Raw genomic sequence first — 25819 nt, 5'->3', positions numbered from 1 at the left:
ATACTTGGAAGAATCATTGGGAGGTACCTGGTGGATTAGAGAGAATGGAGAATCATTAAGAGAGTGTGCATTGCGGGAGCTGCTTGAGGAAACAAATCAAATACCCGATAGGATTGAATTTAAAGGGCTTATGAAAATTAAGCTCAAAAGCAGAAAAATCGAATATGGTGGCCTTTACAGTTCGGATATAAATGATGAAAGAGCATTTAAAATAAACGAGGAAGCTAATAAGATCGTATTTTGGGATGGAACAGATGATATTGGTTACATATGTGAAATTGATGAGGAATTATTGAAATATTATTAAGAGGAAACGAATTTATAATGCAAAATCGAAAGGAATATCCATAATGAACCTAATCAACATAGAACCCATTGATAAAAATAACTGGGAAGAAGCTTACTCGATATCTTTACTCAAATCACAAGAGAAGATAGTGCCTTCTGTAATCGAATCTCTAGCCTGGGCTTATATAAAACCGTGGGACGAGGCTTTTGATCCATATATATTGCGCAAGGATGGTAAAACTTTCGGATTTTTTTATCTTTCCTATACACCTAATAGTACCAATAATTACTGGATCGGTGGTTTCCAAATAGACAAAGAATATCAAGGGTTGGGATTAGGAACACAATCGCTTAAAAGAATATTAGAGTTTATTCAGAAAAGACACAGAGAATGCGAAGTAATCTCTTTAACAGTTGAAAAAAGTAATAATCATGCTAGAAAGCTTTACGAGAAGTTAGGATTTGTCAATCAAGATAAAGATAATCAAGATGGCGAGATTATATATAAACTAAAGTTGCCGAACGTACATAGCAGATACCGGAAGACCTTAGGAATATGAAGGTGAGTCAAGAATGCCATAGTGAGATCACATAACATAACACTCATACTCTTGCTGCCGGGCTTACACCCCTTGGTAGTGCGATGTATGATTACGGAATATATGAGTCGGCCTCAGATAGGAGCTATCTATGGTCGGCTCATCATAAATAAGGACATTATTAGATACCGAGGAAACTCTTAAAATGAATAGGAGGAAGGTATAGCTTTTGAAACAAATCACTTTTATGTTATTGTTGATTTCTTTTCTATGTAGTAATAGTAACTCGGATGTCAGTCATACAAACAATGATCAGAATCATAATTCAATTATAAGTTACAGTAACAATTCCATAAAATCAGTTGAGGTCAGTATGTATGTAACCAATTCTGTAAGAGGTCAACCCGAGTTAATAAATGTATATTATGAGCAATCTGATATCGATATTATAAAAAGTTGGATTATGAATACAACAAATGCGACGACATCCATTCCCTCATCAACCAATTCAATATTTCTTTATAAGTTCATTTATCAAGGATTAAATAATACAGAAGAACAAAAAATACTAGCATATGTGACAGACCAAAATAATGATGTGTTGATTCATCAGATTTCAGCTGAAACTTTAAGAAAATTAAATCGTTTTGATACGTTCCAAGAAAAAGATCGGTCAACCATATTAAGCTATATAGGAGAAGATGACTGGTATAAAACAAACGAATTAATAATTCGATGAGTAGAGCTACTATATTAAAGATTCATGGTTATCAACATTGGTTTTAGATGTATAATCATGGAAGGAGCTCAGACAACATACACCCCAGCCCTAAGATAAGAGCATCTAAGGCTGGGGTATTTTGGCTATACCTATTCATAAATACTTTGGTCATAAGGAAAGGTTGTTTATAGTGATGAAAATAATAGTAACTGGTGGGGCGATCATACGAGACAATGAAGGCAGGATACTACTCCAACGGAGATCAGATTATGGTGATTGGGGACTTCCTGGAGGGGGAATGAACGCGGGTGAATCTATTGAAGAAACGATGATACGAGAAGTGTATGAGGAGACAGGGTTAGAGGTAACACAATATGAACTTTATACTGTCTATAGTGGATCACGAATGAAGTATAGATATCCAGATGGAAATGAAGTTGTATTTGTAATGTTTATATTTAATGCCAGAGCAGATTTAGAAGGAAGAATTGCTGATGATAATAAAACTCTAATTTACAAAGATGAAAACCAAGAATCATTAAGATTAGAATTTAAATCAATAGAAGAAATAGAAATAGAAGATATAAGTACTGTACAAAGAGGTGTATTTGAAGATTTAAAGAATGGTCATAACACATTATTAAGAACTTAATGTTAGAAGGAAGTATTTTGCTCAATTGCTATGTAAATGAGGAGAGGGGACAGATGATTTTCGTTTATTTAATGAATAACCAGAAACCTTTAAATGAAGAAATAATCTCGAGTCATGTGGAGTACCTAAGAGGTCTAGAAACTCAAGGCGAACTAATTCTCTGTGGTCCTTTTACTGATTATCCTGGAGGGATGGTTATTGTTTAGCAGAAGATTTAAATGAAGCAACCAACATTGCAAATTCTGATCCATTTATTGCATCAGGGTACAAATCATATGAAATTAGAACATTGATGCAGGCGAATGAAGAAAATAATTATTTACTCGGAGAACTTGATCCAAGAGGAGCACTCTGAAAACTGGTTAATTTTCAAGGAGGTAATACATGGATTACACTTCAGAGATTGAAGCAGGGTTCAAGGTTAAACCGCAGTCTAGATATATTATTGCGGCGGGACGCCGTCATACCGTTGCTCTTAAATCGGACGGAACAGCGGTTGCTGTAGGTGATAATAAATCTGGCCAATGTGATGTAAACAGCTGGAAAAATATTGTTGCGGTTTCGGTCGGAAATGTTCATATGGCGACGAATACGGGAAATGCTCATACCATCGGTCTTAAATCGGATGGAACCGTGGTGGCTCTGGGTTGGAATACAAATGGCCAATGCGATGTACAAAACTGGAGCGATATCGTGGCAGTTTCGGCTGGGTGGCGTTATACTCTCGGGGTTAAATCAGATGGCACGGTGGTGGCTGTGGGCCGAAATAATGAAGGCCAATGCAATGTAAGCGGTTGGCGTGATATCGTGGCTGTTTCAGCGGGTGACTGGCATACCGTTGGGCTTAAATCAAACGGCAAGGTGACATTTGCAGGTAATAATCGATATGGTCTATGCGATGTAAAGAACTGGTACAGTATTGTAGCGGTTTCGGCTGGTTATCTTCATACTGTCGGTCTTAAATCGAATGGTACGGTAGTGGCTGTAGGCGGGAATAAACACGAACAATGCGATGTAACTAGTTGGTACGATATAGTTGCGATATCGGCAGGTAGTTATCATACCATCGGCCTCAGATCTAACGGAACGGTGACAGCTGTGGGTTGTAATGAGCATGGTCAATGTAATGTAAGTGGCTGGCGTAATATAGTGGCGATTTCTGCAGGTTGCACTCATACCATCGGCCTTAAAACGGATGGAACAGTGGTTGCTGTGGGCGATAATAAATCTGGCCAATGTGATGTAAGCAGCTGGCATGGCATTCAATTACCTGGCAATTAGGTTTAAATCAAGTCGTCATCGGACTAAAAAGGAGTCAGTAACATGAGCATAGATGTATTGTTTGAAAAATTCCCTATTATCAATGGAGACACAATTAGTTTAAGTAAAATTGAGACAACCCATCTTGACGATGTGTTTTCTATTTATGATAACGATCTAGTATTTGAGTACTGTGGGATTATCCCTAAACACAATAAAGTAACTGTAAAGAATATGATAGGTCATTTTGAACGCGATTATAATAAGCGGTCACGGGTAAAGTGGGGCATCTTGTTAAATGATTCATCCAATAAACTTGTTGGGATAATTGAAGCATGTGCTTTTAACCAGAAAGTAAATATGGTTACCATTGGATACTTCTTAGAGCAATCATACTGGGGGAGAGGTGTTGCCTCAGAAGCTGTAAGACTTCTAACTTCCTATTTCTTTGAAACAATAAATATCAATAGAATCCAAGCTGAAGTGATGCCAGGAAACGATGCTTCTAAACGTGTTTTACTTAAGAATGGATTCTCTAAGGAAGGAACCTTAAGACAAGCAAATATCTGGTCCGGCAAGGGAATTGTTGATTTGGAGATATATGCGATTCTTAAGAATGACTATAAGTCAAAGGAGGGAACTTGAATGATCTATGTGGTCAGACATGGACAAACGGATTTGAATAAGGAAAAAAGATTACAAGGTAGACAAGGAATGCCTTTAAATGAAGAAGGGATTAAACAGGCCGAGATTCTAAGAGAAGAGCTCAAGGAAGTTAAATTCGACTATGTCTTTTCATCTCCACAAGAGAGGGCTATTCAAACCGCCGAGATTGTGAGTGGATTAGAAGCAATCCCGGATGTAAGACTTGATGTATTTGACTTAGGCGAAGCAGATCGATTACGAAGAGAAGAAGTGATAATGAAAGGTCCGGTACCTGATCCCACCATATATAAAGGTGTAGAGAACATGAAAGATTTTATAAAGAGGGTATTTCATTTTATGTCTGAACTTGAAGAGAGGAGATATCCTAAAGAACAAATAAATATATTGATCTCTGGACATCGGTGTACAACAGGATGCATGGGTGCTTATTTTCTTGGCGAACCACAAGATGGGGATTTACTTAAGTACTCGTCAAACAATGGCAAGTATAAAGTATATGAGTTTGAAAATTGACAGATAGTTGATAAGGCAAATAATGAATTAGGAGCGTGAAATTATGGAGGCAAGAATCATTGAGAAACAAGCATTTCATGTAGTAGGAATGACTTTAGAAACACTGCTTAAAGATGAGCGGGAACAAAGGAATATACCAAAGTTATTTCAAACATTTGAAGACAGGATAGAAGAAGTCAAAAACAGAAGTAGCGACCATTCTATAGGCATATTTATTGACCCGCCGAACTACAATCATGAGACAGATAAGTTTAGATGGATTGCAGGTGTAGAAGTTCTGAATAGTAATGATATTCCTGATGGGATGGAGCTTTTTACATTTTCAGCTAATACGTATGCAAGTACAACATACAAAGGTACTAAGGATGCAACCTACCGTGCTTATGATTTTTTGTACAAATGGGTTAATGAATCGGAAGGTTATGAATTAGCAGATACATACGGAATCGAACAATATCTAGGTAGTGATGAACCGGGGACGCAATACATGGATTTAATGTTTCCAGTAAGGAAAATTAAAGGCTAGCTTTTTTTGAGATGTGCTTAACGTCTGGTAACAACAATTTTACGAATAATGGAGGATAACTACAATGCAAAAAGCAGTAATCCTATATTTTCTATCAGAAAAGAAAAATAATCTGGAAGAATTAAATCATCTGTTAGCCGAAGGATGGAAAGTAATTAGCCAAAATCCCATGAGTAACGGGCAGAATAATGCATCGATTTCATTAGTAATAATAGAAAAATAGCATAACAATGAATTAACAAACGACCCAGCATTGGATAAAAACTATCTAAGGTAGGGTCGTTTCGTGAATAGCAGAAAAGGAGCTTGTTTCATGGTTTTAGAAATTCCTATTTCAGTTAAAGGGATCATGGTTGATTCACAAGGTAAGATTTTACTTCTTAAGAATGAAAGAGAGTTATGGGAACTACCTGGAGGTAGAATTGAAGAAGGGGAACAACCAGAGGATGCATTAAAACGAGAAGTACAAGAGGAACTTGGGATTGAAGTAACTATAAAGAGGCTAAATGATACATGGATTTATGAAGTACAGAAAGAACGGTACATATTGATTATAACCTTTGAGGTAGCGTATGAGTCAGCAGAAGTAATTCGATTGAATGAAGAACATATAGATATGGGGTGGTTTAGTTTAGCTGAGATCGAGCAACTGAATGCTGCAGAAGGATATAAAAACTCAATAAAGAAGGCTATGTATAAATAATTCAACAACAATAGGGAGTTACTATGATAAGAAAAATGACCAAAGCAAATATTACCGATTACAACAAATCAAGCGACGAATTCGCAATAATTGGAAGGATTGTACCCAGGTATGATGATGGTATCTGGTCATATACTGAAGAGATATTTAAAGAACACTATACCAAACAATATGAACTAGACGACATGGATGACAGCTACATAGAAGATAAGGATAGAGCAGTTTACTTTTACTACGAAGATAATAGATGTACTGGTCAGATTAGGCTTAATACAAATTGGAACGGCTTTGGACTTATAGAAGAAATTTATGTGGCAAAAGGTAGTAGACATAAGGGGATTGGGACTGCTTTATTAAACCAAGCTGAAGAGTGGGCAAAGCAAAATCAGTTAATTGGTCTGATGCTTGAAACGCAAGATGTTAATTTATTGGCCTGCCGATTTTATGCGAAGCACAACTTTGTTATTGGAGCGGTAGATACTATGTTGTACTCGAAGTTTCCATCAGCACATGAAAAAGCAGTATTCTGGTATCACAGATTTTAAAAAGATCCACAAGGGGAGAAAGGCATTTATGAAGGACATTGAAATTAATACGCTGATTAGAAATTACATAGATGCATATAACACTTTTGATGTTGATGGAATGATAAAACTCCTGGATGAAGAAGTTGAATTTCTAAATATCTCCAAAGGAATAGTTGATACTGAAACAAAGGGCATTGATCAATTTCGCGAGTTAGCAAAACAATCGTTAAAGATTTTCACACAAAGGCGCCAAACGATCACGCAAATTATAACTCATGATGATAGAACAGAAATTGAAGTCGATTATGAAGGGACTTTGGCAACAGACCTACCTAATGGTTTGAAGGCTGGTGAAACAATAAAGCTTAAGGGCAAATCTATCTTTCGAATGAAAAATAACAAGCTAATTATGATAGAAGATTATAGTTAGGGTTTACCCTACAAAGGAACACTGATATAGCTATTTTCTAAAAAGTATGTGGAATCAGTTATACAAAACGTTATTTCCGATAAGGAGTAAGCTATGAAAATTAATATTAATGCTATAAATACATATATTATTACTCTTAATTTTATAACGTTTATTAGTCTTATAAATATGACCTACAACTTTGTTAATAATATTACTAGTGATTTTAAACTTATACAACTTAAGGGATCGATTATTAAAGATGTTGAATTTAATAAACTGTCTTTCGAAATACATACCGACTCGGGAGTAGTTAGTCAATTTTGTCATCCAATGATCTTAATCTTTATAGGGATAATAATTAATATTACTTATTACATTATCAAAAAAGTTGCAGACAAAAAGGTAAACTGAAGTGAGACTAAGATGAGTTCAGTTTGTTTAGGCAGGTACCTTTTATAATGACATATTCATGCTGAAGATCCGCTTGGATACAAAAAATGGCTATCATTTTAGGAGGAATGACAGATGGAGGAGTATACATTTGCTATTGTTCCATCCTTTGATATTTGCGAAAAGATTATAGCGGTAAGGGAAAAATATCAGTATGTAAGTAGCTCTGAACCTCACATAACGGTGAAGGCGTCTTGTGGTATTTCAGATGATATGAAGTGGTTACCTGCATGCCAGAGCATAATATCTAGTTTTGGGAATTTCCAAATAACAGTTGGGTTACCGAATTATTTTGGAAATAAAGATGTATTATACTTAGAAATCATATCTGAGGAATTGATAGAGCTTCATAAAGGTCTAGTCTCTGTATTTGACGCGGATGAGGAGCAGATTAAGAAGTGTTTTGAACTACAGTATTATAAGCCTCATATTACAATCGCAAGAAAATCAAGGCTGTCAGAAAGTGCAATTGAAGAAATAAGAAAAGCTATATCCCCCTACTTCCGCTCAGAGCACGTTTTCTCTGTTTCAAGTGTTGGATTATTTTATCGAGAGAATAATAACGAAAAGTTCAGGAAGAAAATCGATATAGAAATAACAAATTGATGCAGAAACATCTTATGCCATAGATGATAATTGTCAAATGGGTAACCAAAGAAAGGAATAGAAATGAAAAAGATTATTGTAATCTGCTTAGGGATAATCATACTGTCGAATGGAATTTGGAGTTACATGTATTTTAATAAGCTAAACGTAAACACAGATGTTCACTTATTCACACTGGATGGTTCGGGAAAACAATGGGACGTTGTAGGGTATAAAATATTAATTTCTCCACACAAAATTTTACGGGGGGATGCAAAATTAATATTCAGAGGAGACCCAAGCGAAATTGATAATAGCACATATTATTCACTGCAATTTAAAGAAAGAATCAATAATAAGGATGAAGTAGTATACACTACTGCAGGCAGCTCAAACAACGGATCGGTGTCATTATTAAGTAACTTAAATAGTACAGGTGCCATTTCAAGTTCATACTCAGATGGAGAGGTAAATAAGGATAAGACTTCATTTGAGAGCACAACAATGACCATTACATGGAATGATAACGATGGAGAAATGCACACTGAAACCATAGATCTTGAAGTTATTGATGAAATCAAATTAGATGATGAATGACTTTAGTTGCCTATCAATGGAGGGAATATCTTGATCGGATCAAATGTAGATTATCGATGGGCAGTGGGCAATGATGCTCAAGCTCTGGTTACACTGAATGATGAATTTAATGGAGTAGGAATCACTGAAGAAGAAGTTAGAAAAAATCTATCTAATCCCAAAGAGCTTGTTGCTCTGGCTTTAATAGAGGAATACCCAGTAGGATTTGCATGTGCTCAGATTTATAGATCCATATGCTATCCTGATCCGTATGCTGAACTTACTGAATTATATATTAGGCATGATGCACGAAGAAAAGGCATAGCAACAATGTTAGTAAGATTTATTGAAGAAGAACTTATAAGACAAGGCGTAAAGTCGGTGAAAGTGCTAACAGGTAAGAAGAATGGAGCAGCCATCAAAACATATGAAAGATTAAGCTATTTTAAGGATGACGAACAACTCCTCCAAAAGACATTCATGAGTTAAACTGATATGTAACATTCAAAGAGGTACACAAAGAAAATAAAGGGATTACCTCAGTCCAAGATAAAAGAAGCCCATCTAAAGTATTATCGAGATTTTTGGAGATTGAATGGAAAGCTAATTGATTATTATTCCATTGAATATCAACCGATGAAAGTCACCCCAATAGAAGTCGAAGAGATTGATTATAGATACTTGCCGGAATTGATAAAGGATTTAGAAGTTGATTTTATAATGAAAGATGAAGCGAAAGAACAAGAGCTAGAAATTCTGGATTTTGAAGAAGTTGTTGAAATCATGGGTAGGACAGTCAGGGACTGTCTTGCTATTCCCATGAAGAACAATGCGTTCACCTGAAACAGGAGAGGATGAAATGAACATGACAAAGAAAATGGATGTTATTCCTGTCCCATCGGTATGGGGAACGGAATTAAAACAAAAACACATCACAGTTCGGGAACAGAATCATAAGTTAGTCGTACTTTTTCCGGGTAAAAATTATCCTTGTGACCTTCCGCTGCTCTACTATGCTGGTAATACGGCAATTCAACATAACTATGATGTATTAAAATTAGAGTACGGTTATCAAGCTGCAAGAACCGACTTAGACATAAATCAGTTACCCAGTGTCATAGATGAATGCTGTGAATCAGTACAAAAGGTAATAAACAATTATGAACAAGTCATTTTTATTAGTAAAAGCTTGGGAACGATTGTTGCTGGCGAAGTACATAGAAGACTCCAATCGAATATTAAACATGTCTTCCTAACCCCTTTGGTGAAAACCATTCCTTATATTAATTCATCAGAAGGAACGATCATCTACGGCTCAAACGATCCGGCATTTACAAAAGAGGATGCAGCGCAAATTGAAAGTAGTCGAAAGGTTGTTGAAATCGCTAGAGCAGATCACGGCTTAGAAACAGGGGATGTGGAAGAGAACCTTAACCATTTAAAAGTTGTTGTAGATATATACAGAGAAGTATTGAAATAAGAACAGCTGATAATAACTTAACTGCTAATGATCGCAAGGAGGGGGATTCATGGAAGTCAGACAAATGGCAACAGCATTTTTATGTCATGGTGACAAAGTATTGATGATGAAAAAAGCAAGGAGTAAAATCTTTGATTTTGAATTTTGGGGAGGCATTGGAGGGCATCTTGAATGTGAAGAGCTGAATTTTCCAATGCAGGCCAGCTATCGGGAGATTGAAGAGGAAACAGGGTTTAAACAGAGTGAGATTGAAAACTTTAAACTGAAGTACATACTGATTGAGAATAACAGCGGGGAAATACGACAGCAGTATGTATATTTTGGAGAAACGAAGCATATGAACTTTATTTCTTCTGATGAAGGGGAATTATTTTGGATACATAAAAGTGAACTGTTAGATTTACATACTTCAAAGCTCATTACATTTACGATTGAACAATATTTAGAGAATCCAGATCATGATGATATTCTAGTTGCCACAGTAACGGCTAACCATGAAGCAGAAGCACTGGTTCATTGGACAACGATGAAAGAAACAATGACTTTTTAGTAGCTTGGTGTTAGCATTTCCTTCATAAAACACTGATTTACCGCCGGAAATTGCTTGGAAAGAGGAGGCTATCAGCGAATGAAAGATAAAGCTCGTGAATGGGCCCTTTTCGCCGAAAAGGTAGTGCGTCTGGCAGGCGAAAAAATCACCGAATTACGTAGAGAGTCTCATATAACAGTTACATATAAAGACGCTGGAGAACTTGTAACTTCCGCTGATTATGCCTCTGACCAGTTCATTCGTGAGGCCATTGCAAATACTTACCCAGAACATAGTATTCTCTCGGAAGAAGCGACCGATGGATTATGGTCCAATGAAATCTTTAAAGGTCCTCTTTGGATTATTGACCCTTTGGATGGAACGGTAAATTATGCACACAGCCTTCCGCATTTTGCTATATCCATGGCCATTGTAGTTGATGGCATGGTTTGGGCGGGAGTTGTGCACGCTCCTGCTTTGGGTGTTACCTACATAGGTATCCGAGGAGAAGGTGCTTTTTGTAATGGTGAAAAGCTTCAAGTTCCCCGTTGCGCTTCCTTGTCAGATTCGATAATTGGTACTGGTTTCCCACACGATAAAGAAAAAGTGCAACCGGCTCTCGCCAGAGTCAATCTCTTAACTAGCCACTGCAGAGACATCCGGCGTTTTGCTGCTCCTTCAGTAGATATCTGTTATGTAGCATCTGGACTTCTGGATGCGCATACGGAAAGTTTGGCTCCCTGGGATGTTGCAGCAGCAGGACTCATCGCTCGTGAAGCTGGAGCCATTACGGGCCATGTGGGGGAGGTACCTAAGGGTCATCCACCTGAAATATATGGAGAAGAAATAGTCTGCGCTAATCCTGGTATTTATGAAGAACTTATATCTTTACTTCGTTCAAAGAATTGAATAGTATCCTTATAATTTTCATAATGCCCGGTTGTAAAACACAGAAGGGAGTGAAAGAGTTATTGAAATGGGACGGACATACGCATACTCCTTATTGTTACCATGGAAGCGATGAACCTCTCGAAAGATATATAGATCAGGCGATCGAGCTAGGATTTGATAGATATACACTTAGCGAGCATTCTCCTTTACCTACTGGTTTGATTAAAGATGCTGATCTGTTTAAGAGACTAGCTATGCCCATAGAGGAATTGCCATTTTATATTCAGTATGCGAAGAGGATAAAGTCACAATATGCAGATAAAGTAGATATTACGGTTGGTCTTGAACTTGATTACTTGCCAACCCACATGATATTCACTGAGCATATCCTAAATGACTGGTATGGGGAATTGGAGGATGTTATTTACTCTGTGCACTATTTGCCGGGTGATGGAGGAATGCATTGTATAGATAACTCAGTAGAAAGCTTTAGAGAAAATATCATGGGTTATTACGGCTCCATGGAGAATGTCGTGAACGAATACTATGATTACGTAGAAGCAGCTATTATTTGGATCGCTCAGCTTCCTATTCGAAAACGAATTGGGCATATCAATCTAATAGAAAAATTTGCAAGTGAATTGCCCCCAATAGATGAAAACCAGGTTAGAAGTCGTCTGGAAGGAATAATTCCACTTCTAATAAAAACCAATGTAGGAGTTGACGTGAACACAGCAGGGCTACGAGTCAGTACTTGTGGAAAGCCTTATGTTCCCGATTGGTTTTTAGCTGAATGCACGAAAAGAGGGATTTCCTGCGTCTATGGCTCGGATGCTCATAAACCTGAAGACGTAGGTACCGGCTGGGATTGGTTTGAGAAACATATGTAAGAGAGGTGAAGAAACCATGTCAGAACATGAGGAAACAATCCTGTCTGGAGGAAATATAAACGATGTAGTTAAAGTGGGAGAGACGGTTCGACGTAAAGCTGAATCCAATCCTTATGTACATGAGTTACTTAAACATCTAGAAGAGGTTGGTTTCGCCTACTCACCTAGATTCATTGGAATCGATGAGAAGGGGCGAGAAATCCTTTCTTATCTTGATGGCATCGTGCCAGGAAATGATTATCCTGAGGTTGATAGGTATATGTGGTCAGATGAGGTGTTGGCTCAGCTAGCTAAGCTCTTAAGAAGTTATCATGATGCGACCATAGGGTTCACTCCATCTGTGGCATCAAGTAATCAGTATCCGAAGTCTTCTCTTCATGAAGTGATATGCCATAATGACGCTGCATTGTATAACATTGTGTTTAAAAACCAGCGCCCTGTTGGCATCATTGACTTTGACATGGCAGGGCCGGGACCTCGCATATGGGATATTGTTTACACATTGTATACATGCGTTCCACTTACAGCCTTCTCTCCAGGTGAAGAGGATCGAGTTATTATAGACTATAACAAAGAGAGTCATGCAGCCACTCGTAAAAAACGTATTGAGATATTTTTTAACGCCTACGGGATCGATATGCCGAGTGACCTTAAGCAGTGGGTCATTTCACGTATTCAATTTATGTGTACGACACTGACCGATCGTGCTGCATCTGGTGAACCTGCATTTATAAAGCTTGTTGAAGAAGGGCATTTATCTCATTACATGAGAGAGCTTGAATTTCTTGAACAGCATTTTAATGACTGGATGTAATAAGTGAATTACAGAAACAAAATCATCATGGGACTGCGAAATGCAGTCTCCATTGCTTAATAAGTAAGGAGAAAAACAATTGCAAAAACGAAGAGGATTATTGAAATTATTTGTAAAAAAATTTAAGGAATCAATGGGACCAGGTAGATATCATTCCAACGGCTTGAGCATTACTTGTGTTCATTGCAGGCATGATAAGTTTGAACATGGATATGCTCAATTAAATACGTCACTTATGACTTTTTTGAATTTAGATTTTGCAAACAAATCCGCGAGTATATTAACATGTGAACGCTGTGGTTATATACAGTGGTTTAATAAAGAAGTTAAAAGATATTAGATGGGGAAAGAGGAGTGGGCTTCGCAGAGAAGAAGATGATATATATGATAACCAACCATGAACATGCGAGGTACCGAAAGAGAGGTAGCACAAACAATGCAGACATTTCCAACACTTAGAACCGAAAGATTAGTTCTGCGACAATTACAAACACAGGACTCGGAGCATATTTTTAGTTACTTCTCAACGGATGAAGTTACTAAATATTATGACCTTGATACTTTTACAGACCCCGCCCAAGCTGAAAGTCTTATTATTAGCTGGCAAGAAAGATATAACAACCAACAGGGAATAAGATGGGCAATATCCTTTCAAGAGGAAGATCGAATAATTGGCACATGTGGTTTCCATAATTGGTCTAAGAAACACCGAAAGGCTGAAGTTGGGTATGAATTATCCCTTGAATATTGGGGGCATGGAATGATGACGGAAGCACTCAATAAAATCATTAGTTATGGAACGGAAGAAATGGGACTAAATCGAATCGGTGCTGTAATTTTTCCTGATAATGCGGCCTCCAGACGGCTTCTTGAGAAGACTGGATTTTGTGAAGAAGGAATCCTAAAAGGATACTATTATAAGAATAATAGATTTATAGATGCGCTTATGTTTTCGAAATTGCATCAGACAAACCTACCAGACTAAAGAGATCTTAAGATGAAAAGAAGTGAGTATATTGCCACTAAATTTAATAGACACAAGTGAAGTTTTACATAAAGTCAGAGTCCTGAGACAAATGTATTTGACGGGTCTGTTGGGTGGAGAAGTCATGCCGGAAGATGCAAACCCCAGTTTGCCACCGGATTCTGCAATGAATTATCTCTATTTCACTTTACCAATGGCATTGAATTACCAGCGTAATTCATACACATTATGGATGTCTGCTCAACAAGCATATGCGGATGTTGAAACGGTGGGGATATTTCATCCGGGATTTGTAGCAGCGCTACATGAGGATAGATTGAGAGAACTACTATTAAAGTATAAGGTAGCGCTCCAGCCCAATAAACATACGGCTACCTGGAGAACATTATGTTTGACGATAAATACACATTTTGAAGGTGATATCCGAAACTTGTTCATAGACTGTGACTGGAATATACCGAACATCCTCAATTATGTGCAAAAGAGGTACAAGAAGGACTTTCCGTATCTATGCGGCCCTAAGATCTGTAACTACTGGCTTTATGTGATCAGTAACTATACTGCTGCTAAACTGTCTGGGAAAGAAGAATTATCCATTGCACCAGATACCCATGTAATACAAGCAACGGCTCGTTTCGGATTGATTGAAGAAAAGCATATGAACGAGACTAATATTCAACTCCTTGTAAATAAGATTTGGAAAAATATTTTAAGCGAAACTGAGCTATCATTAATTGACCTTCATACACCACTTTGGTTATGGAGCCGTAGTGGGTTCAAGGAAATGGTAGATTGTTGATACGGTTTTTTAATTGGCAGAAGGAGATCATAGTGCATCTCGTTCAAGGAGGGCATCTGATGAAAAAGAAGAGAATTATAGCCACTTGTATAGGCCTGGTTATTACGATCTTGTTAGTAGGCTGCCATCATTACAAGACAATATCGAATCAAGCGTGGCTTGAAAATTTGGACGAATGTCATACGGTATTTTTATCTGAACCATATTTCCATGAACTTGATAACATATATAGACGAGTGAAATGGGAAAATGAAAAGTGGTATGTATTTGATGGTTCTAGCAAAATTGCAGCCAAAGCCGTCATAAACAAAATGATGAAAGACTTGGAAAATAACCCGGAGGCTTTATTCCATCATGAAAATTATGATCGTTATTTTGAGACATTTGATCATAACATTAGAAAGCTAAATCGAATTACGAAGGAAATGCACTATTTTAGAAACACATTGAACTCATACAGTGGTGCCCCTGAAAGTATGGACGAGATGATTACCTTAGCTTCAGAGCATAAGTGGAAGTTATTCAGTGCGAAATTTCATCGTTATAATTATGAGGGAATAAATTCGGCCTACAATGTCAAGTTTATCTCGGCAGATGGTAGATTTGAGGCTGTTTACAATACAGAGACTGCAGCAATTGTCACAGATCCGGTTAATATGGGAACTTACAATTACGCCCCTGGCTCATTAAATCCCATCAAATATTACAAGCATAATCTATATGACTTAATCCCATGGAAAACGTGGGGGAATGTGGATGGAGTATCATATGCGGATATCATAAATTTAGAGTCCACACATGGTACAGTCGAACAGAAGACGAATACAAAGAATGTGGAGCAATGGATTACGAACAAGACGAACTAAAGAATCAACCTGCCGACATAGACATCAGCTAACAACATTTTGTCGCACAAGACTGATCGTGAAATGAATGGAGGGGTACCATGAAGTTGAAATATTCGAAGTTTATATATTATTTGGTTTGGATGATCATAGGGTGGCTCTTATTACGTTATGGAAACTTGATCATGGAGTATTACACGAAGGAAGCACAGAGGAGATTTGATATAGATTCCATATTATGGGTATCGGCCTTGGTTCCCTTTACCTATGGATTACATCTCTCTTTATTGGAAGGCTTCCCAAAAGCCTTCAAAGTCAAATGGCCCTTACTGTTGCTAGTGTTTCTACCTTGTTTTTTACTGTTTATTTATCCAATCTTAGTCATGTATTTTCGTATCGAAAATGTAAAACTCTATATATTTGCTACTACACGTCAGGGGAGCATGTTACTTGGAATCGTTAGTGGATTCACTCTAATTAGATCACTAACAACAACCCATAAGAACAACTGAAACTAAGTCGCCAGGCAAGCTCAGTTTTGAATGGGAGTTATAAAATCATTGTGCTGGAGAAACAAACGAACGGGGATATATTAGCAGAAGGAAATTGCCACCTCATGAACTAGCTGATATAATTTTGCTTAGGATATGATGATTGGAGGTTTTATCGATGGCAACGCTGAATTGCTCATTAGCTAGGATTTCCTCATGCAAAGCCTGATCTGGGGCGATACTTTGCGTGGGGTGCGATAGGATGAATTCGATCGCCCAAACTTAACATTATCGTTTCTAATAACAGGCTTTGCACCTTATGTTATGGATTTTCAATATATATAAGGGGCTGAAAGCTATGAGTACAACATTTATTAGAAACCACCAGTTTAACGTAATTAAAAAACAATCGGAATTCCTTCTGAAAACACTGCGAACCGTCGCGGACAGAAAAGTCGTGGAGACTGTTAGATACCGTGCAGGTGCGAATATTGTGGAGGCATTCTCATCTCTGACGGAAGATCAGAAACAGATGCTGGGGGAAATTGCATCCATGGAGAAGGCAGAAGATTTCCAGAGATATCTTAACACCATGGAACCTTATATGGAGCCTTTCCCGACGATTACGCCGAAACAGATTCAGAAGTTATTTCCTAAAAATAAGAAGCTGAAAATGCCAGATCTTTCATCGATCGATTTTCGATATATGACGTATTTAGGCTGGATTGACATCGCCAGCAACAAGTTATTTATCGTATATCCGTATGAGGGACGCTTCATCGGGATTGAGGGAAGATTGACTCCGATCCACAAGAAGGGATATTGTCTGTTCTGCAATCGGCATCAAGAGCTTGCGTTGTTCTCCGTGAAAACCAAGCCGGCCGGCGCTTCAATTGATAATCTCTCTGCCATTAGTCATTACGTTTGTCTGGACAGCCAAGGGTGCAATCAGAGTATTACAGACACAGCATCTCTGGAGAAGTTTATTCTTTCTGCCAGCAAATAAATATATAACTACAAATATAGACTGCTCTTAGGAGCAGTCTTTTTTATGAGTATTCGGCTCAATAATACTTACTCTGCGAACTGCTTTATTCCTTTACGTACTGTACCGAGTAAATATGTGTTCTCGTTAATTCAATGACCTCTTTAATAAAATCCTCCTGAGATTCCCTGAAACCCTGACGGATCCAATGAATAAGCAATCCATGGAAACCATAAGCTGTGTACCTTTTAAAATAATCCATGTTGACCGGCATGTCGTTAATGGTCTCAAAAATAAACTGTTCTTTATAAATTTTCAAGATGGTCTGTGGGAATTCTGTATGTAATCCCGGTAAAGTATCCTCATATTTTATAAGCTCGAAGAAATCTCGGTGTTCATAAATGTAGGAAACGATATTGAAAGATGGTGCATGAAGATTCGCTGTGTATACTTTGTGCCCGGGTGTGTACGGCTTGCCCACCGACTCCTCCAGACCCTGAAGCATGGAACACCGCAGATCCTCTGCTAACTCAATTTTATCTTGATAATGGACGTAAAAGGTGCTGCGATTGTAAGCAGCTGTATCGACAATGTCCTTCACTGTTACGGCATGATATCCCTTCTCTTTTACAAGCTTAATAAAGGCTGATTTTAAATGTTCTTTAGTACGGTTTTTTCTTCCAGTTGTCACGTTTTGTTCATGATTCACTAAAAAAACGCCCCCTAAATAGACAGAATTGTTGTAAGTGTTGACTAGATCGACACTTCATAACAGGTTAATGATTGTTAAATGTGAACAGAATAGTACAATTGAATTGTAGACAAAATAGTACTAAATTAAATATCTTAAATTGATTTCTATTAATATAGTGCTATTTTAATCACTATAACGGGGGTATCCAAGATGGGCAAATTACAAAATAAGGTTGCTGTAATTACTGGTGGAGCATCCGGCATTGGAGCTGCGACAGCACGTCTTTTCGTTGAAGAGGGAGCTAAAGTCGTACTTGTTGATTTAAATGAAGAAAAAGGAAAGGCATTTGAGGCTGAATTGAAGGAGCTTCATCACGAAGCGCTATTCATTAAAGCAAATATAACGAGCGAAGAAGAAGTGGCGAGCATCTTCAAGCAAGCGATTGACGTCTTTGGCAAAGTTGATGTTGTATTTAACAACGCTGGTATCGGACGTGTGCATTCTTCGCATGATCTGGAGTATTCTGAGTGGCGCAATACCGTAAACGTGGACTTGGACGGCGTATTCTTAGTGGCACGTGAAGCCATCCGTGAAATGTTAAAAGGAGGCGGTGGGACCATTGTCAATACTGCATCGATGTACGGCTGGGTCGGCTCACCAGGTTCCGCTGCGTATAACGCGGCTAAAGGTGGGGTAATCAACCTAACCCGTTCCCTGGCACTGGAGTATGCCGAGCAAAATATCCGCATCAATGCACTTTGCCCTGGCTTCATTGATACACCGATTATTCCGGAGGAGAGCAAACAAGCTTTGGCAGCAGTCACTCCAATGAAACGTCTGGGACAAGCAGAGGAAATGGCAAAAGCCGTTCTGTTTATGGCTTCGGAAGACTCTTCATTTATGACAGGAAATACCCTAACGGTTGACGGTGGATATACTGCCCAGTAATAGTAGAACTTAAGCATCTAGAGAATCTTAACTGAGATCGGGAGGCATTTACAATGAGCAAATTTGATGGAAAAGTAATTGTGATTACTGGTGCAGCAGGTGGAATCGGAACAGCTACAGCAAGAAAGCTGGCAGAACAGGGGGCCAAGCTTGCCCTGGTCGATTTGAATCTGGAGGCCGTCAAGGGAGTAATCTCCGATTTGGGGCTGGATGATACCAGAGCGATTGCACTGCAAGCCAATGTTGCGAAAGAAGAAGAAGTTAAAGCCTATGTAGATGCTACAGTTGAGAAATTCGGCAAAATCGATGGCTTTTTCAATAATGCCGGTATCGAAGGAATCACGGCGAATGTAGAAGATTATCCAACGGAAACATTTGAGATGGTCTTGAATGTCAATGTGAAGGGTGCATTCCTTGGGCTGAAATATGTTGTCCCTGTGATGAAGAAACAAGGGTATGGCAGTATCGTGAATACTTCTTCTGGTGCAGGCCTTATCGGTTCCCCGGGATTTGTTGGATACAATAGTTCCAAGCATGCCGTAATTGGTATGACGAAAGTAGTGGCATTGGAAGCAGCTCCGTTTGGCGTGAGAGTGAACGCGGTAGCTCCCGGCGTGATCAATACCCGCATGATGCGTCAAATTGAAAAAAATACGGTTCCTGAAGATGCAGAAGGCGCAAGAAAAGCATTTGGTGCGGCCGTACCGCTAGGAAGATATGGAGAAGCGGATGAAGTCGCAAATGTAGCAGTCTTCTTGTTATCCGACGATGCATCCTATGTATCTCAATCCATTTATACCGTGGATGGAGGTCAAATCAATCAATAAGGATATAAATAGCGATCAAGGTCTTAGTTCGGTAGAAGATACCGGACTAAGGCCTTTTTATTATCTGATACAGAGAATTCCTAACCATACGATTCCGTTCATAAAGGTATAACACTAGCTCGTAAGTTTGGAATAATGTGGGTAATAAACTATAATGTTAGGAAGTGTTGGAGGCTTGTTGCATCATAACAATGCATTTATGAAACCGGTGTATTGAAGCGGCGTTGCATGGAAAGTGAGGGGAAAGGTTATGAAAATAAGGGATTTAGCCTTTATGGCTGTAAGAATTCTGTCGATCTATCTATTTATTTTGGGGCTTAATCATCTTGTGAACATTCTTGAATTTGTATTACCTACATATATGCAAGTAATTGATTATGAGACAACGTATACAGAAGTATTCTTTGTTATTGGGATTCCTACGTTTATTTTGCTGATAAGCAGTGTTGTTTTATGGTTTCTAGCGGACAAGCTCTCAAGATTTATCATACCCAAAAGCTCCAGCGATTCTAAAGGGATATCTTTGAAATCCGAAGAAATAGAGGGGTTTATATTATCAGTCATAGGACTCATTCTCTTCGTACTATCCTTTACTAGTATTGCCAGAATGGTTCTGAACTATATAAACCTGATGAACCAGGGAATTGTTTCGGATAGACTGGGCTCTATTTATTCCTTAGTTGAACAGGTGATTCGATTTCTGTTAGGTCTTATCTTATTGTTTAAGGCAGAAGGATTTGCTCTCATGCTGAGAAAAATAAGAAAGCTTGGGTCAAATCATTTAAAGAACGATGAAACAACAAAAAATGAGGTGTAATCCATGCAGGGGAAACATGTATCTTCAGATAGAAGAATAGCCATCGTAACGGGTGCTTCCCGCCTTGATGGCATCGGTGCAGCCATATGTACTACTTTAGCGAGTAAAGGAATAGACGTCTTGTTTACATATTGGACTGCTTACGATCAAGAGATGCCTTGGGGCTGAGTGGATCACCGGGCAAATCATCCATTCAGAAGGCGGTTTTCAAAGAGGTTAGCCAATCAGGAATACATAGAACGCGAGACTCGTTATCTACCGATAGCGAGTCTTCTTCATGTCTAGGGAGGAAAGTTCCTAATATTCCCTCAAGTGATGAACCAATTCTCTAGTCATGACAATATATAGTTGAATGGCCATTCAGGAAGGAGAAGTTACTTGGATATTGATGAGTTAATTGAGCTTGTGCAGCTGCATGGCAAGTCGATCTATGGTTTTTGCTACAAGTTAACAGGGACCAAGGAAGAAACGGACGATTTATATCAAGAAACATTTCTCAAGGCCGTGGAACTTCGACATAAGATGGACGGGTCACGTAATCCCAAAGCTTTTCTCATAGCGATCGCCGTTCGTCTGCACAAAAATCATCGTCGCAAGCATGCTTGGAGACAAAGAATTGCGCCGACGGTTGTACTTGATGATGCGGCGGCTAACAAGACCGCTTCGATCTCAAGGGAAGCGACGCCGGAAGAAGCAGTGCTGTCGCTCGAACTTCGCACCATGATTCAGGATGCTGCGCATCATCTGGACGACAAGCTGAAGCTTCCTCTTTATATGTTTTATACAGCGGATATGACCGTTGAGGAGATTGCTTCGGCACTGAGAATTCCGCAGGGAACGGTAAAGAGCAGGCTTCATAAGGCTCGCCAAACAATGAGAAGCGTATTGGAGGTTGATTCCCCATGAAGGACATGGACTGGGAAAGTTTACTCAGGAAATCTTTGGCTTCTGATGCAGAACCCGAAGACAAGTTGAATCAGATGTTAATAGATCACATAAGGGAGCGTCGTCAATTGAAGACTAGGTATAGAAAAAGGTTGTCCGTCGGACTTTTAGCAGTTGTATTTCTATTAGTGCTGTCTGTATCCGCTTATGCGGCGGTTCAGCATTTCAGTGCCAAGCAGGTCGCTGAGCATTTAAGTGATCAGTTGTTAGCAGAGGCATTCGAGAGCAAGGATGCGGTTCAGATTAATCAAACCAAAACCTCAGGTGACTATCACTTTACATTGCATGGCCTCGTTTCCGGAGCAGGCCTTAGTGAGTTTAAATTCTCCTCAGAGGAGATATATCCCGACAGAACCTATGCGGTCGTATCTATTACCAGACAAGATGGCAAGCCAATGCCGGCAACATCAGACCCAGAGTATGGAGAAGACTCGTTTTTTATATCGCCCTTGATCAAAGGACAGAAGCCATGGCAGGTTAATATCCTTTCAATGAACGGAGGCTACAGTGAGACTGTGATAGATGGTGTCATGTACAGACTCATTGCATGCGATGATGTGGAGATATTTTCGGACCAAGGTGTGTATTTAGCGATCAGCAGCGGCTCCTCTTTCTATAGCAATGATGCATTTGCATATGATGAAAATACGGGGGAGATCCAGGCTAGAGAAGACTATCCTGGCGCCTCGCTGTTATTCGATCTCCCACTCGACGTAACAAAAGCAGATCATGAAAAGGCAGAAGCATATTTGAAATCCTTGTCAGCTCCATCGTCAGCAGGAGAAGATTCGGCAGAAGCAGAGGAAGATGAATGGGGAAACTGGATGGATAATATACGCGCCAAAATACGCGACGGCGAGACAATCGGTGAGACCATCGCCGAATCCGTAAAAGAAGTGACCTATGACGATTCGGGGAAAAATTTGATTTATACTTATGGTGACCGGAAAGCAATGATGTCCTTTGAGGACATGTTCAATGAAGGGCAAACTGGATTTACGGATAGAGGCATCTCCTTCAGTGGAGACGGCAATACCTATGATGCGCTGATATTTCACAGGGACGAGCAAGGTGTAGTTACTGGTAGGATCGTGATATTAGACGATCAGTATTTCCCATCAGAAACAGATCCGGCCAATGAGAAGAGATGATAGGATATTAAGAATGTAAAGGATTAAAGCTATCGTCCTTCGGTAATTAAGTGTATAATTATGGGAGAAAGCCAGACAGAAACGACCCAGCCTAAGATAAGAGCTATTGAGGGCTGGGTCGTTTTGTAGATATAGGAGATTAACTCCATAGCCTAGCCCAGAGCCGATTCCTGCATTTTTTACCGAGGGAGGATAACAGAATGTATTCTACTATTATTTTTGATGTGGATGGCACTTTAATTGATACAGAAATGGCGGTTTTAAGTTCGCTCCAAACTATGTTAAAAGCTGACTATCACCAAGAATATGCTATGGAGGATCTGCGATTCGTCCTGGGAATCCCAGGAGCTGACGCGTTGCACCAATTGGGAATATCGGATATTGAACATGCCAATGATCGCTGGAATGATTTGATGAAGGATTACTTTGAATCTATTCACGTATTTCATGGGATTCATGAATTAGTAGAGGAGTTGAACTCCAATAATATTAATTTAGGAATTGTAACCTCAAAAACTAGAGAAGAATTAATCGCTGATTTTATCCCTTTTGGATTATCCAAATACTTATCGCATATGGTATGTGCGGATGACACGGTAAGGCATAAGCCTCATCCTGAACCGTTGCTGAAATTTATGGAAATCTCGAATGCTGAACCAAATAGAGCTATTTATATTGGAGACACTCGGTATGATTATGAATGCGCGAGGGAAGCGGGAATAGATTTTGGATTAGCGCTCTGGGGATGTAAGGCTCATGAGGGGATCAAGGCCAAATATAGATTTGACCAACCCCAAGACATTATGAAGTATACCAAGCGATAAGCAGATGCGTGAACTTGTGTCATATCCATGAATAGAAGGAGACTGGTTATGCCTGATATCTTAAGTCGCATTGACTGTAACTTTATTCCGGTGAATAATATATCAGAATCCATAGATTGGTATGTAAATAAACTCGGCTGTAAGTTCATGTGGCATGATGGTGGTTATGCTGCATTAAACGTAACCATGAATCAACCCAAAGAAGGACAAGGGAATATTGTTTTAGGCCAAGCGATGATCACGCTGGTTCAAGTTGATGAAGTTGTTCCATTAACATTCTCATTTGATCATCGCGAGCATCCTGTTATTAATTTCTATACAAGCGATATTTACTATACGCATAGCCAATTGAAAGCAAATGGCGTAGAAGTAAGTGAGATCAATGAATACGGGCCTTTAAAAGGTATGGAGTTTGTTGATCTGAATGGACATCTATTTGGGGTGTGCAGCTTTTAAAGGATGCGATCCAATCGTGGGACGTGAATTCTAGGCCTATCAGAGTAAGGAAAGGATGACAACAAGATGATTACGATTCAACCCGCTCCATATCAACAAAAATCAACTTTACGGAATCTCATGGAACTATACCAGTACGACTTTAGCGAGTTTGAACCTGATGATGTGAATGAGAATGGATTATATGAATATATGTTTTTGGATCATTATTGGACTGAAGACGGGAGACACCCTTTTTTTATTCGGGTAAATGCTTGTTTAGCTGGCTTTGCCTTAGTTAGAGAGCTCGGAACCACGGATAATGACGAGACGATCTATTCGATGGCTGAGTTTTTTGTCATGAAGAAATATCGCAAAAACGGAATTGGACAATATATAGCAGTAGAATTATTTAATAGATTCCAGGGCATATGGAAAGTGGCTGTATTAGAATCAAACAAACCAGCTCAGAAATTTTGGAGAAAGACCATTGAAAGATATACGAATAATCGTTATCAAGTAATCCGAGAAGAGGATTGGGATGGCCCCATTCAAATATTCTCCTCCGCACCCCCGCGAGAAGTGAATGATTAATTGCTCGTTATTTCATGAGACATGAATCAAGGTGGTGAATAGGTTGGAGATTCAAGTTTTTTCGCACGAAGATGCGGACGCGGTCATTGGTTTGATGAAAGAGAACAGCTTCCAATTTCCTGATATGGTGATAGAGCGCTATCCGGACAGATGGAGACAATTTATAGAAACTCCAACATCCCAATCACAATATTATGTTGTTCACTTGGGGGATAAGATTGTTGGACATGCAGGGTACATATGGAATGATGAAGACAGTATGTTTGAGATTGTTGGTGTAGTTGTTAGTCTGAACGAGCAGAGACAAGGCATAGGACAACGATTAATAGAATGGATTTGTGAAGATTTAAAACTCAGAGGAGAACAGCAAGTCTTTCTAACAACATTAGGGCATGAACGAAATGAAGGAACCGTAGCATTTTATGAGCGTTTAGGATTTGATAATGTTAAGAATGAGCAGGATTACTTCACAGAGGGATATTCAAGAATTACCTTTTGGGGAAAATTAGAGTGAAAGGAGAGTTACATGCTTATCAAAATAAAGGAAGAAGACCTTAATAAAGATAATCTAAGCTGGTTGTGTATACAACCGATGCTACTGTCGATCCGAGGAAGGAATCTTAGTGCAAAATCCGAAATGTACAATCTGCTAAACGAAGGACAACAAGCTTTGTATTTATTTTACGCATTTCATAATCATAGCAATTCAATATCCGAGTTTTACTGGTTCACCACGTACTTTATGGGTGACCTGAAAGCTTGGGATGGTGTAAAGAAAGGTGTGCGCTTTTTCAAGGGAGATGAATTGCTAAGTATATTAGAACAATGGGAGCAAGTCATACACCAGAAGAACAGATTAGCTGATGGTAGTTGGAGAGAAGTTTCACCTTCAGATCTGGACAGAGATCCCGAATTGTTTGATATGACGGAGCCTATTTACAAGGAATATCAGGTATTAGCACATGACTTTATAGAAGATATGAATGAGTATATTAGAAATAATAAAGAAGACTTCTTCGAAATTGAAGAAACCTTATAAATACCACGACTTGTGACATAGTTCATATAACTTATATTCGCATATGTTAGAATGGCCCAATAACCGCAGCTATCAATAGTTGCGGGCCAGCACATATGAGAAGTCCACCTCCCCCTTGTGAATATAAGTTGCCTAATCGCACTTTAGCTATTAAGATAGGTGTAGGACACCGCCCTGAGCATAGTAGTCTCTATGCTTTCCCCATTTCTATCCGCCGTTTCACTCTGTGAACTTTGTTTGCCTTCCAGGTGGGAACAACTTGCAGCATCTCCTATAACAACTCCTTCTGAAAGATATTAAGGACACGTCTGTTATATGTAGCTTGGTATGAATTACGTTAGAATAATCGATTGGCGTTTATACCTTCCATTTATTTCCTTACTTTGCGGTTAAGTAGGGTTTTTTGAGTGGTTGAATT

At 38.9% G+C, this 25819-nt stretch carries 38 protein-coding genes; 37 read left to right on the top strand and 1 reads right to left on the bottom strand.

Annotated elements, in window-relative coordinates; translation table 11 throughout:
* Nucleotides 1-16 precede the first annotated feature (16 nt).
* The 26 genes from ABEQ74_RS06575 to ABEQ74_RS06450 all read left to right on the top strand — a co-directional run bounded on the left by ABEQ74_RS06575 (nucleotide 17) and on the right by ABEQ74_RS06450 (nucleotide 17148).
* Nucleotides 17-307 (top strand): NUDIX hydrolase, encoded by a 291-nt coding sequence (locus ABEQ74_RS06575; protein WP_430120615.1) that lies wholly within the window; start codon nucleotides 17-19, stop codon nucleotides 305-307.
* Nucleotides 308-350: 43 nt separating this feature from the next.
* Entirely contained in the window at nucleotides 351-848 is a 498-nt protein-coding gene (locus ABEQ74_RS06570) for a GNAT family N-acetyltransferase (RefSeq protein ID WP_430120613.1), read from the top strand.
* A gap of 208 nt (nucleotides 849-1056) precedes the next feature.
* Nucleotides 1057-1566 carry a hypothetical protein gene (locus tag ABEQ74_RS06565; protein ID WP_430120611.1) on the top strand — a complete coding sequence of 170 codons (510 nt, stop codon included), beginning with the start codon at nucleotides 1057-1059 and terminating at the stop codon, nucleotides 1564-1566.
* A 175-nt stretch (nucleotides 1567-1741) separates the two neighbouring features.
* Nucleotides 1742-2200, top strand: coding sequence for an NUDIX domain-containing protein (locus ABEQ74_RS06560; RefSeq protein ID WP_430120609.1), 459 nt, complete (start codon nucleotides 1742-1744; stop codon nucleotides 2198-2200).
* 384 nt (nucleotides 2201-2584) lie between these two features.
* Nucleotides 2585-3481: an RCC1 domain-containing protein gene (locus ABEQ74_RS06555; RefSeq protein WP_430120607.1), complete on the top strand. Its 897-nt coding sequence runs from the start codon at nucleotides 2585-2587 to the stop codon at nucleotides 3479-3481.
* A gap of 42 nt (nucleotides 3482-3523) precedes the next feature.
* Nucleotides 3524-4105, top strand: a complete 582-nt coding sequence (locus tag ABEQ74_RS06550; RefSeq protein WP_430120605.1) for a GNAT family N-acetyltransferase — start codon at nucleotides 3524-3526, stop codon at nucleotides 4103-4105.
* Entirely contained in the window at nucleotides 4106-4639 is a 534-nt protein-coding gene (locus ABEQ74_RS06545; protein WP_430120603.1) for a histidine phosphatase family protein, read from the top strand.
* Nucleotides 4640-4682: 43 nt separating this feature from the next.
* Nucleotides 4683-5165, top strand: a complete 483-nt coding sequence (locus tag ABEQ74_RS06540; RefSeq protein WP_430120601.1) for a GyrI-like domain-containing protein — start codon at nucleotides 4683-4685, stop codon at nucleotides 5163-5165.
* 64 nt (nucleotides 5166-5229) lie between these two features.
* The gene (locus tag ABEQ74_RS06535) at nucleotides 5230-5388 is read left to right on the top strand and encodes a hypothetical protein (protein WP_430120599.1); all 159 of its coding nucleotides are present in this window, start codon (nucleotides 5230-5232) and stop codon (nucleotides 5386-5388) included.
* Between the two features lie 90 nt (nucleotides 5389-5478).
* Nucleotides 5479-5868 (top strand): NUDIX hydrolase, encoded by a 390-nt coding sequence (locus tag ABEQ74_RS06530; RefSeq protein WP_430120597.1) that lies wholly within the window; start codon nucleotides 5479-5481, stop codon nucleotides 5866-5868.
* A gap of 23 nt (nucleotides 5869-5891) precedes the next feature.
* Nucleotides 5892-6413: a GNAT family N-acetyltransferase gene (locus ABEQ74_RS06525; protein ID WP_430120595.1), complete on the top strand. Its 522-nt coding sequence runs from the start codon at nucleotides 5892-5894 to the stop codon at nucleotides 6411-6413.
* 28 nt (nucleotides 6414-6441) lie between these two features.
* The gene (locus ABEQ74_RS06520; protein WP_430120593.1) at nucleotides 6442-6825 is read left to right on the top strand and encodes a nuclear transport factor 2 family protein; all 384 of its coding nucleotides are present in this window, start codon (nucleotides 6442-6444) and stop codon (nucleotides 6823-6825) included.
* Nucleotides 6826-7332: 507 nt separating this feature from the next.
* Nucleotides 7333-7863, top strand: coding sequence for a 2'-5' RNA ligase family protein (locus ABEQ74_RS06515; RefSeq protein ID WP_430120591.1), 531 nt, complete (start codon nucleotides 7333-7335; stop codon nucleotides 7861-7863).
* A gap of 63 nt (nucleotides 7864-7926) precedes the next feature.
* Nucleotides 7927-8439, top strand: a complete 513-nt coding sequence (locus ABEQ74_RS06510; protein ID WP_430120589.1) for a hypothetical protein — start codon at nucleotides 7927-7929, stop codon at nucleotides 8437-8439.
* A 30-nt stretch (nucleotides 8440-8469) separates the two neighbouring features.
* Nucleotides 8470-8907 carry an N-acetyltransferase family protein gene (locus ABEQ74_RS06505; protein ID WP_430120587.1) on the top strand — a complete coding sequence of 146 codons (438 nt, stop codon included), beginning with the start codon at nucleotides 8470-8472 and terminating at the stop codon, nucleotides 8905-8907.
* Nucleotides 8908-9009: 102 nt separating this feature from the next.
* Nucleotides 9010-9261, top strand: coding sequence for a hypothetical protein (locus tag ABEQ74_RS06500; RefSeq protein WP_430120585.1), 252 nt, complete (start codon nucleotides 9010-9012; stop codon nucleotides 9259-9261).
* Between the two features lie 22 nt (nucleotides 9262-9283).
* On the top strand, nucleotides 9284-9898 hold the full coding sequence (locus tag ABEQ74_RS06495) for an alpha/beta hydrolase (RefSeq protein ID WP_430120583.1): 615 nt from the start codon (nucleotides 9284-9286) through the stop codon (nucleotides 9896-9898).
* 49 nt (nucleotides 9899-9947) lie between these two features.
* Entirely contained in the window at nucleotides 9948-10448 is a 501-nt protein-coding gene (locus ABEQ74_RS06490; RefSeq protein WP_430120581.1) for an NUDIX domain-containing protein, read from the top strand.
* A 78-nt stretch (nucleotides 10449-10526) separates the two neighbouring features.
* Nucleotides 10527-11336 (top strand): inositol monophosphatase family protein, encoded by an 810-nt coding sequence (locus tag ABEQ74_RS06485; protein ID WP_430120579.1) that lies wholly within the window; start codon nucleotides 10527-10529, stop codon nucleotides 11334-11336.
* A 62-nt stretch (nucleotides 11337-11398) separates the two neighbouring features.
* Nucleotides 11399-12208 (top strand): histidinol-phosphatase HisJ, encoded by an 810-nt coding sequence (hisJ, locus tag ABEQ74_RS06480; RefSeq protein ID WP_430120577.1) that lies wholly within the window; start codon nucleotides 11399-11401, stop codon nucleotides 12206-12208.
* 16 nt (nucleotides 12209-12224) lie between these two features.
* On the top strand, nucleotides 12225-13022 hold the full coding sequence (locus ABEQ74_RS06475) for an aminoglycoside phosphotransferase family protein (protein WP_430120575.1): 798 nt from the start codon (nucleotides 12225-12227) through the stop codon (nucleotides 13020-13022).
* 79 nt (nucleotides 13023-13101) lie between these two features.
* Complete coding sequence (locus ABEQ74_RS06470; protein ID WP_430120573.1) at nucleotides 13102-13362, top strand: hypothetical protein; 261 nt, start codon at nucleotides 13102-13104, stop codon at nucleotides 13360-13362.
* A gap of 96 nt (nucleotides 13363-13458) precedes the next feature.
* Nucleotides 13459-14007, top strand: coding sequence for a GNAT family N-acetyltransferase (locus tag ABEQ74_RS06465; RefSeq protein ID WP_430120571.1), 549 nt, complete (start codon nucleotides 13459-13461; stop codon nucleotides 14005-14007).
* Nucleotides 14008-14131: 124 nt separating this feature from the next.
* Nucleotides 14132-14806, top strand: a complete 675-nt coding sequence (locus ABEQ74_RS06460) for a hypothetical protein (protein WP_430120569.1) — start codon at nucleotides 14132-14134, stop codon at nucleotides 14804-14806.
* Nucleotides 14807-14865: 59 nt separating this feature from the next.
* A complete protein-coding gene (locus ABEQ74_RS06455) occupies nucleotides 14866-15672 on the top strand; it encodes a hypothetical protein (protein ID WP_430120567.1) in 807 nt (268 codons plus the stop codon).
* Nucleotides 15673-16500: 828 nt separating this feature from the next.
* The gene (locus ABEQ74_RS06450) at nucleotides 16501-17148 is read left to right on the top strand and encodes a FusB/FusC family EF-G-binding protein (RefSeq protein ID WP_430120565.1); all 648 of its coding nucleotides are present in this window, start codon (nucleotides 16501-16503) and stop codon (nucleotides 17146-17148) included.
* A gap of 85 nt (nucleotides 17149-17233) precedes the next feature.
* Here ABEQ74_RS06450 and ABEQ74_RS06445 read toward each other — a convergent pair whose 3' ends face one another.
* Nucleotides 17234-17836 (bottom strand): TetR/AcrR family transcriptional regulator, encoded by a 603-nt coding sequence (locus ABEQ74_RS06445; RefSeq protein WP_430120563.1) that lies wholly within the window; start codon nucleotides 17834-17836, stop codon nucleotides 17234-17236.
* A gap of 195 nt (nucleotides 17837-18031) precedes the next feature.
* Between ABEQ74_RS06445 and ABEQ74_RS06440 the strand changes: the two genes are divergently transcribed.
* The 11 genes from ABEQ74_RS06440 (at nucleotide 18032) to ABEQ74_RS06390 (ending at nucleotide 25401) form a co-directional block, all read left to right on the top strand.
* Nucleotides 18032-18769: an SDR family NAD(P)-dependent oxidoreductase gene (locus ABEQ74_RS06440; protein WP_430120561.1), complete on the top strand. Its 738-nt coding sequence runs from the start codon at nucleotides 18032-18034 to the stop codon at nucleotides 18767-18769.
* 53 nt (nucleotides 18770-18822) lie between these two features.
* The gene (locus ABEQ74_RS06435; RefSeq protein ID WP_430120559.1) at nucleotides 18823-19596 is read left to right on the top strand and encodes an SDR family NAD(P)-dependent oxidoreductase; all 774 of its coding nucleotides are present in this window, start codon (nucleotides 18823-18825) and stop codon (nucleotides 19594-19596) included.
* A 250-nt stretch (nucleotides 19597-19846) separates the two neighbouring features.
* A complete protein-coding gene (locus tag ABEQ74_RS06430) occupies nucleotides 19847-20413 on the top strand; it encodes a hypothetical protein (RefSeq protein WP_430120557.1) in 567 nt (188 codons plus the stop codon).
* Nucleotides 20414-20416: 3 nt separating this feature from the next.
* Nucleotides 20417-20581, top strand: a complete 165-nt coding sequence (locus tag ABEQ74_RS06425) for a hypothetical protein (protein WP_430120963.1) — start codon at nucleotides 20417-20419, stop codon at nucleotides 20579-20581.
* A 210-nt stretch (nucleotides 20582-20791) separates the two neighbouring features.
* Entirely contained in the window at nucleotides 20792-21319 is a 528-nt protein-coding gene (locus ABEQ74_RS06420) for an RNA polymerase sigma factor (RefSeq protein WP_430120555.1), read from the top strand.
* A gap of 107 nt (nucleotides 21320-21426) precedes the next feature.
* Entirely contained in the window at nucleotides 21427-22509 is a 1083-nt protein-coding gene (locus tag ABEQ74_RS06415; RefSeq protein ID WP_430120553.1) for a hypothetical protein, read from the top strand.
* Between the two features lie 200 nt (nucleotides 22510-22709).
* Nucleotides 22710-23333 (top strand): HAD family hydrolase, encoded by a 624-nt coding sequence (locus tag ABEQ74_RS06410; RefSeq protein ID WP_430120551.1) that lies wholly within the window; start codon nucleotides 22710-22712, stop codon nucleotides 23331-23333.
* A 48-nt stretch (nucleotides 23334-23381) separates the two neighbouring features.
* Nucleotides 23382-23789 carry a VOC family protein gene (locus ABEQ74_RS06405; protein WP_430120549.1) on the top strand — a complete coding sequence of 136 codons (408 nt, stop codon included), beginning with the start codon at nucleotides 23382-23384 and terminating at the stop codon, nucleotides 23787-23789.
* Nucleotides 23790-23855: 66 nt separating this feature from the next.
* Nucleotides 23856-24362: a GNAT family N-acetyltransferase gene (locus ABEQ74_RS06400; RefSeq protein ID WP_430120547.1), complete on the top strand. Its 507-nt coding sequence runs from the start codon at nucleotides 23856-23858 to the stop codon at nucleotides 24360-24362.
* A 43-nt stretch (nucleotides 24363-24405) separates the two neighbouring features.
* The gene (locus tag ABEQ74_RS06395; RefSeq protein WP_430120545.1) at nucleotides 24406-24876 is read left to right on the top strand and encodes a GNAT family N-acetyltransferase; all 471 of its coding nucleotides are present in this window, start codon (nucleotides 24406-24408) and stop codon (nucleotides 24874-24876) included.
* Nucleotides 24877-24888: 12 nt separating this feature from the next.
* Entirely contained in the window at nucleotides 24889-25401 is a 513-nt protein-coding gene (locus ABEQ74_RS06390) for a hypothetical protein (protein ID WP_430120543.1), read from the top strand.
* Nucleotides 25402-25819 lie beyond the last annotated feature (418 nt).

It is taken from the genome of Paenibacillus solani, from assembly GCF_050475945.1.
Lineage (GTDB): Bacteria > Bacillota > Bacilli > Paenibacillales > Paenibacillaceae > Paenibacillus_AQ > Paenibacillus_AQ solani_A.
Note: the sequence above shows the minus strand (reverse complement) of the source record. Positions and strands in the feature narration are given on the sequence as shown.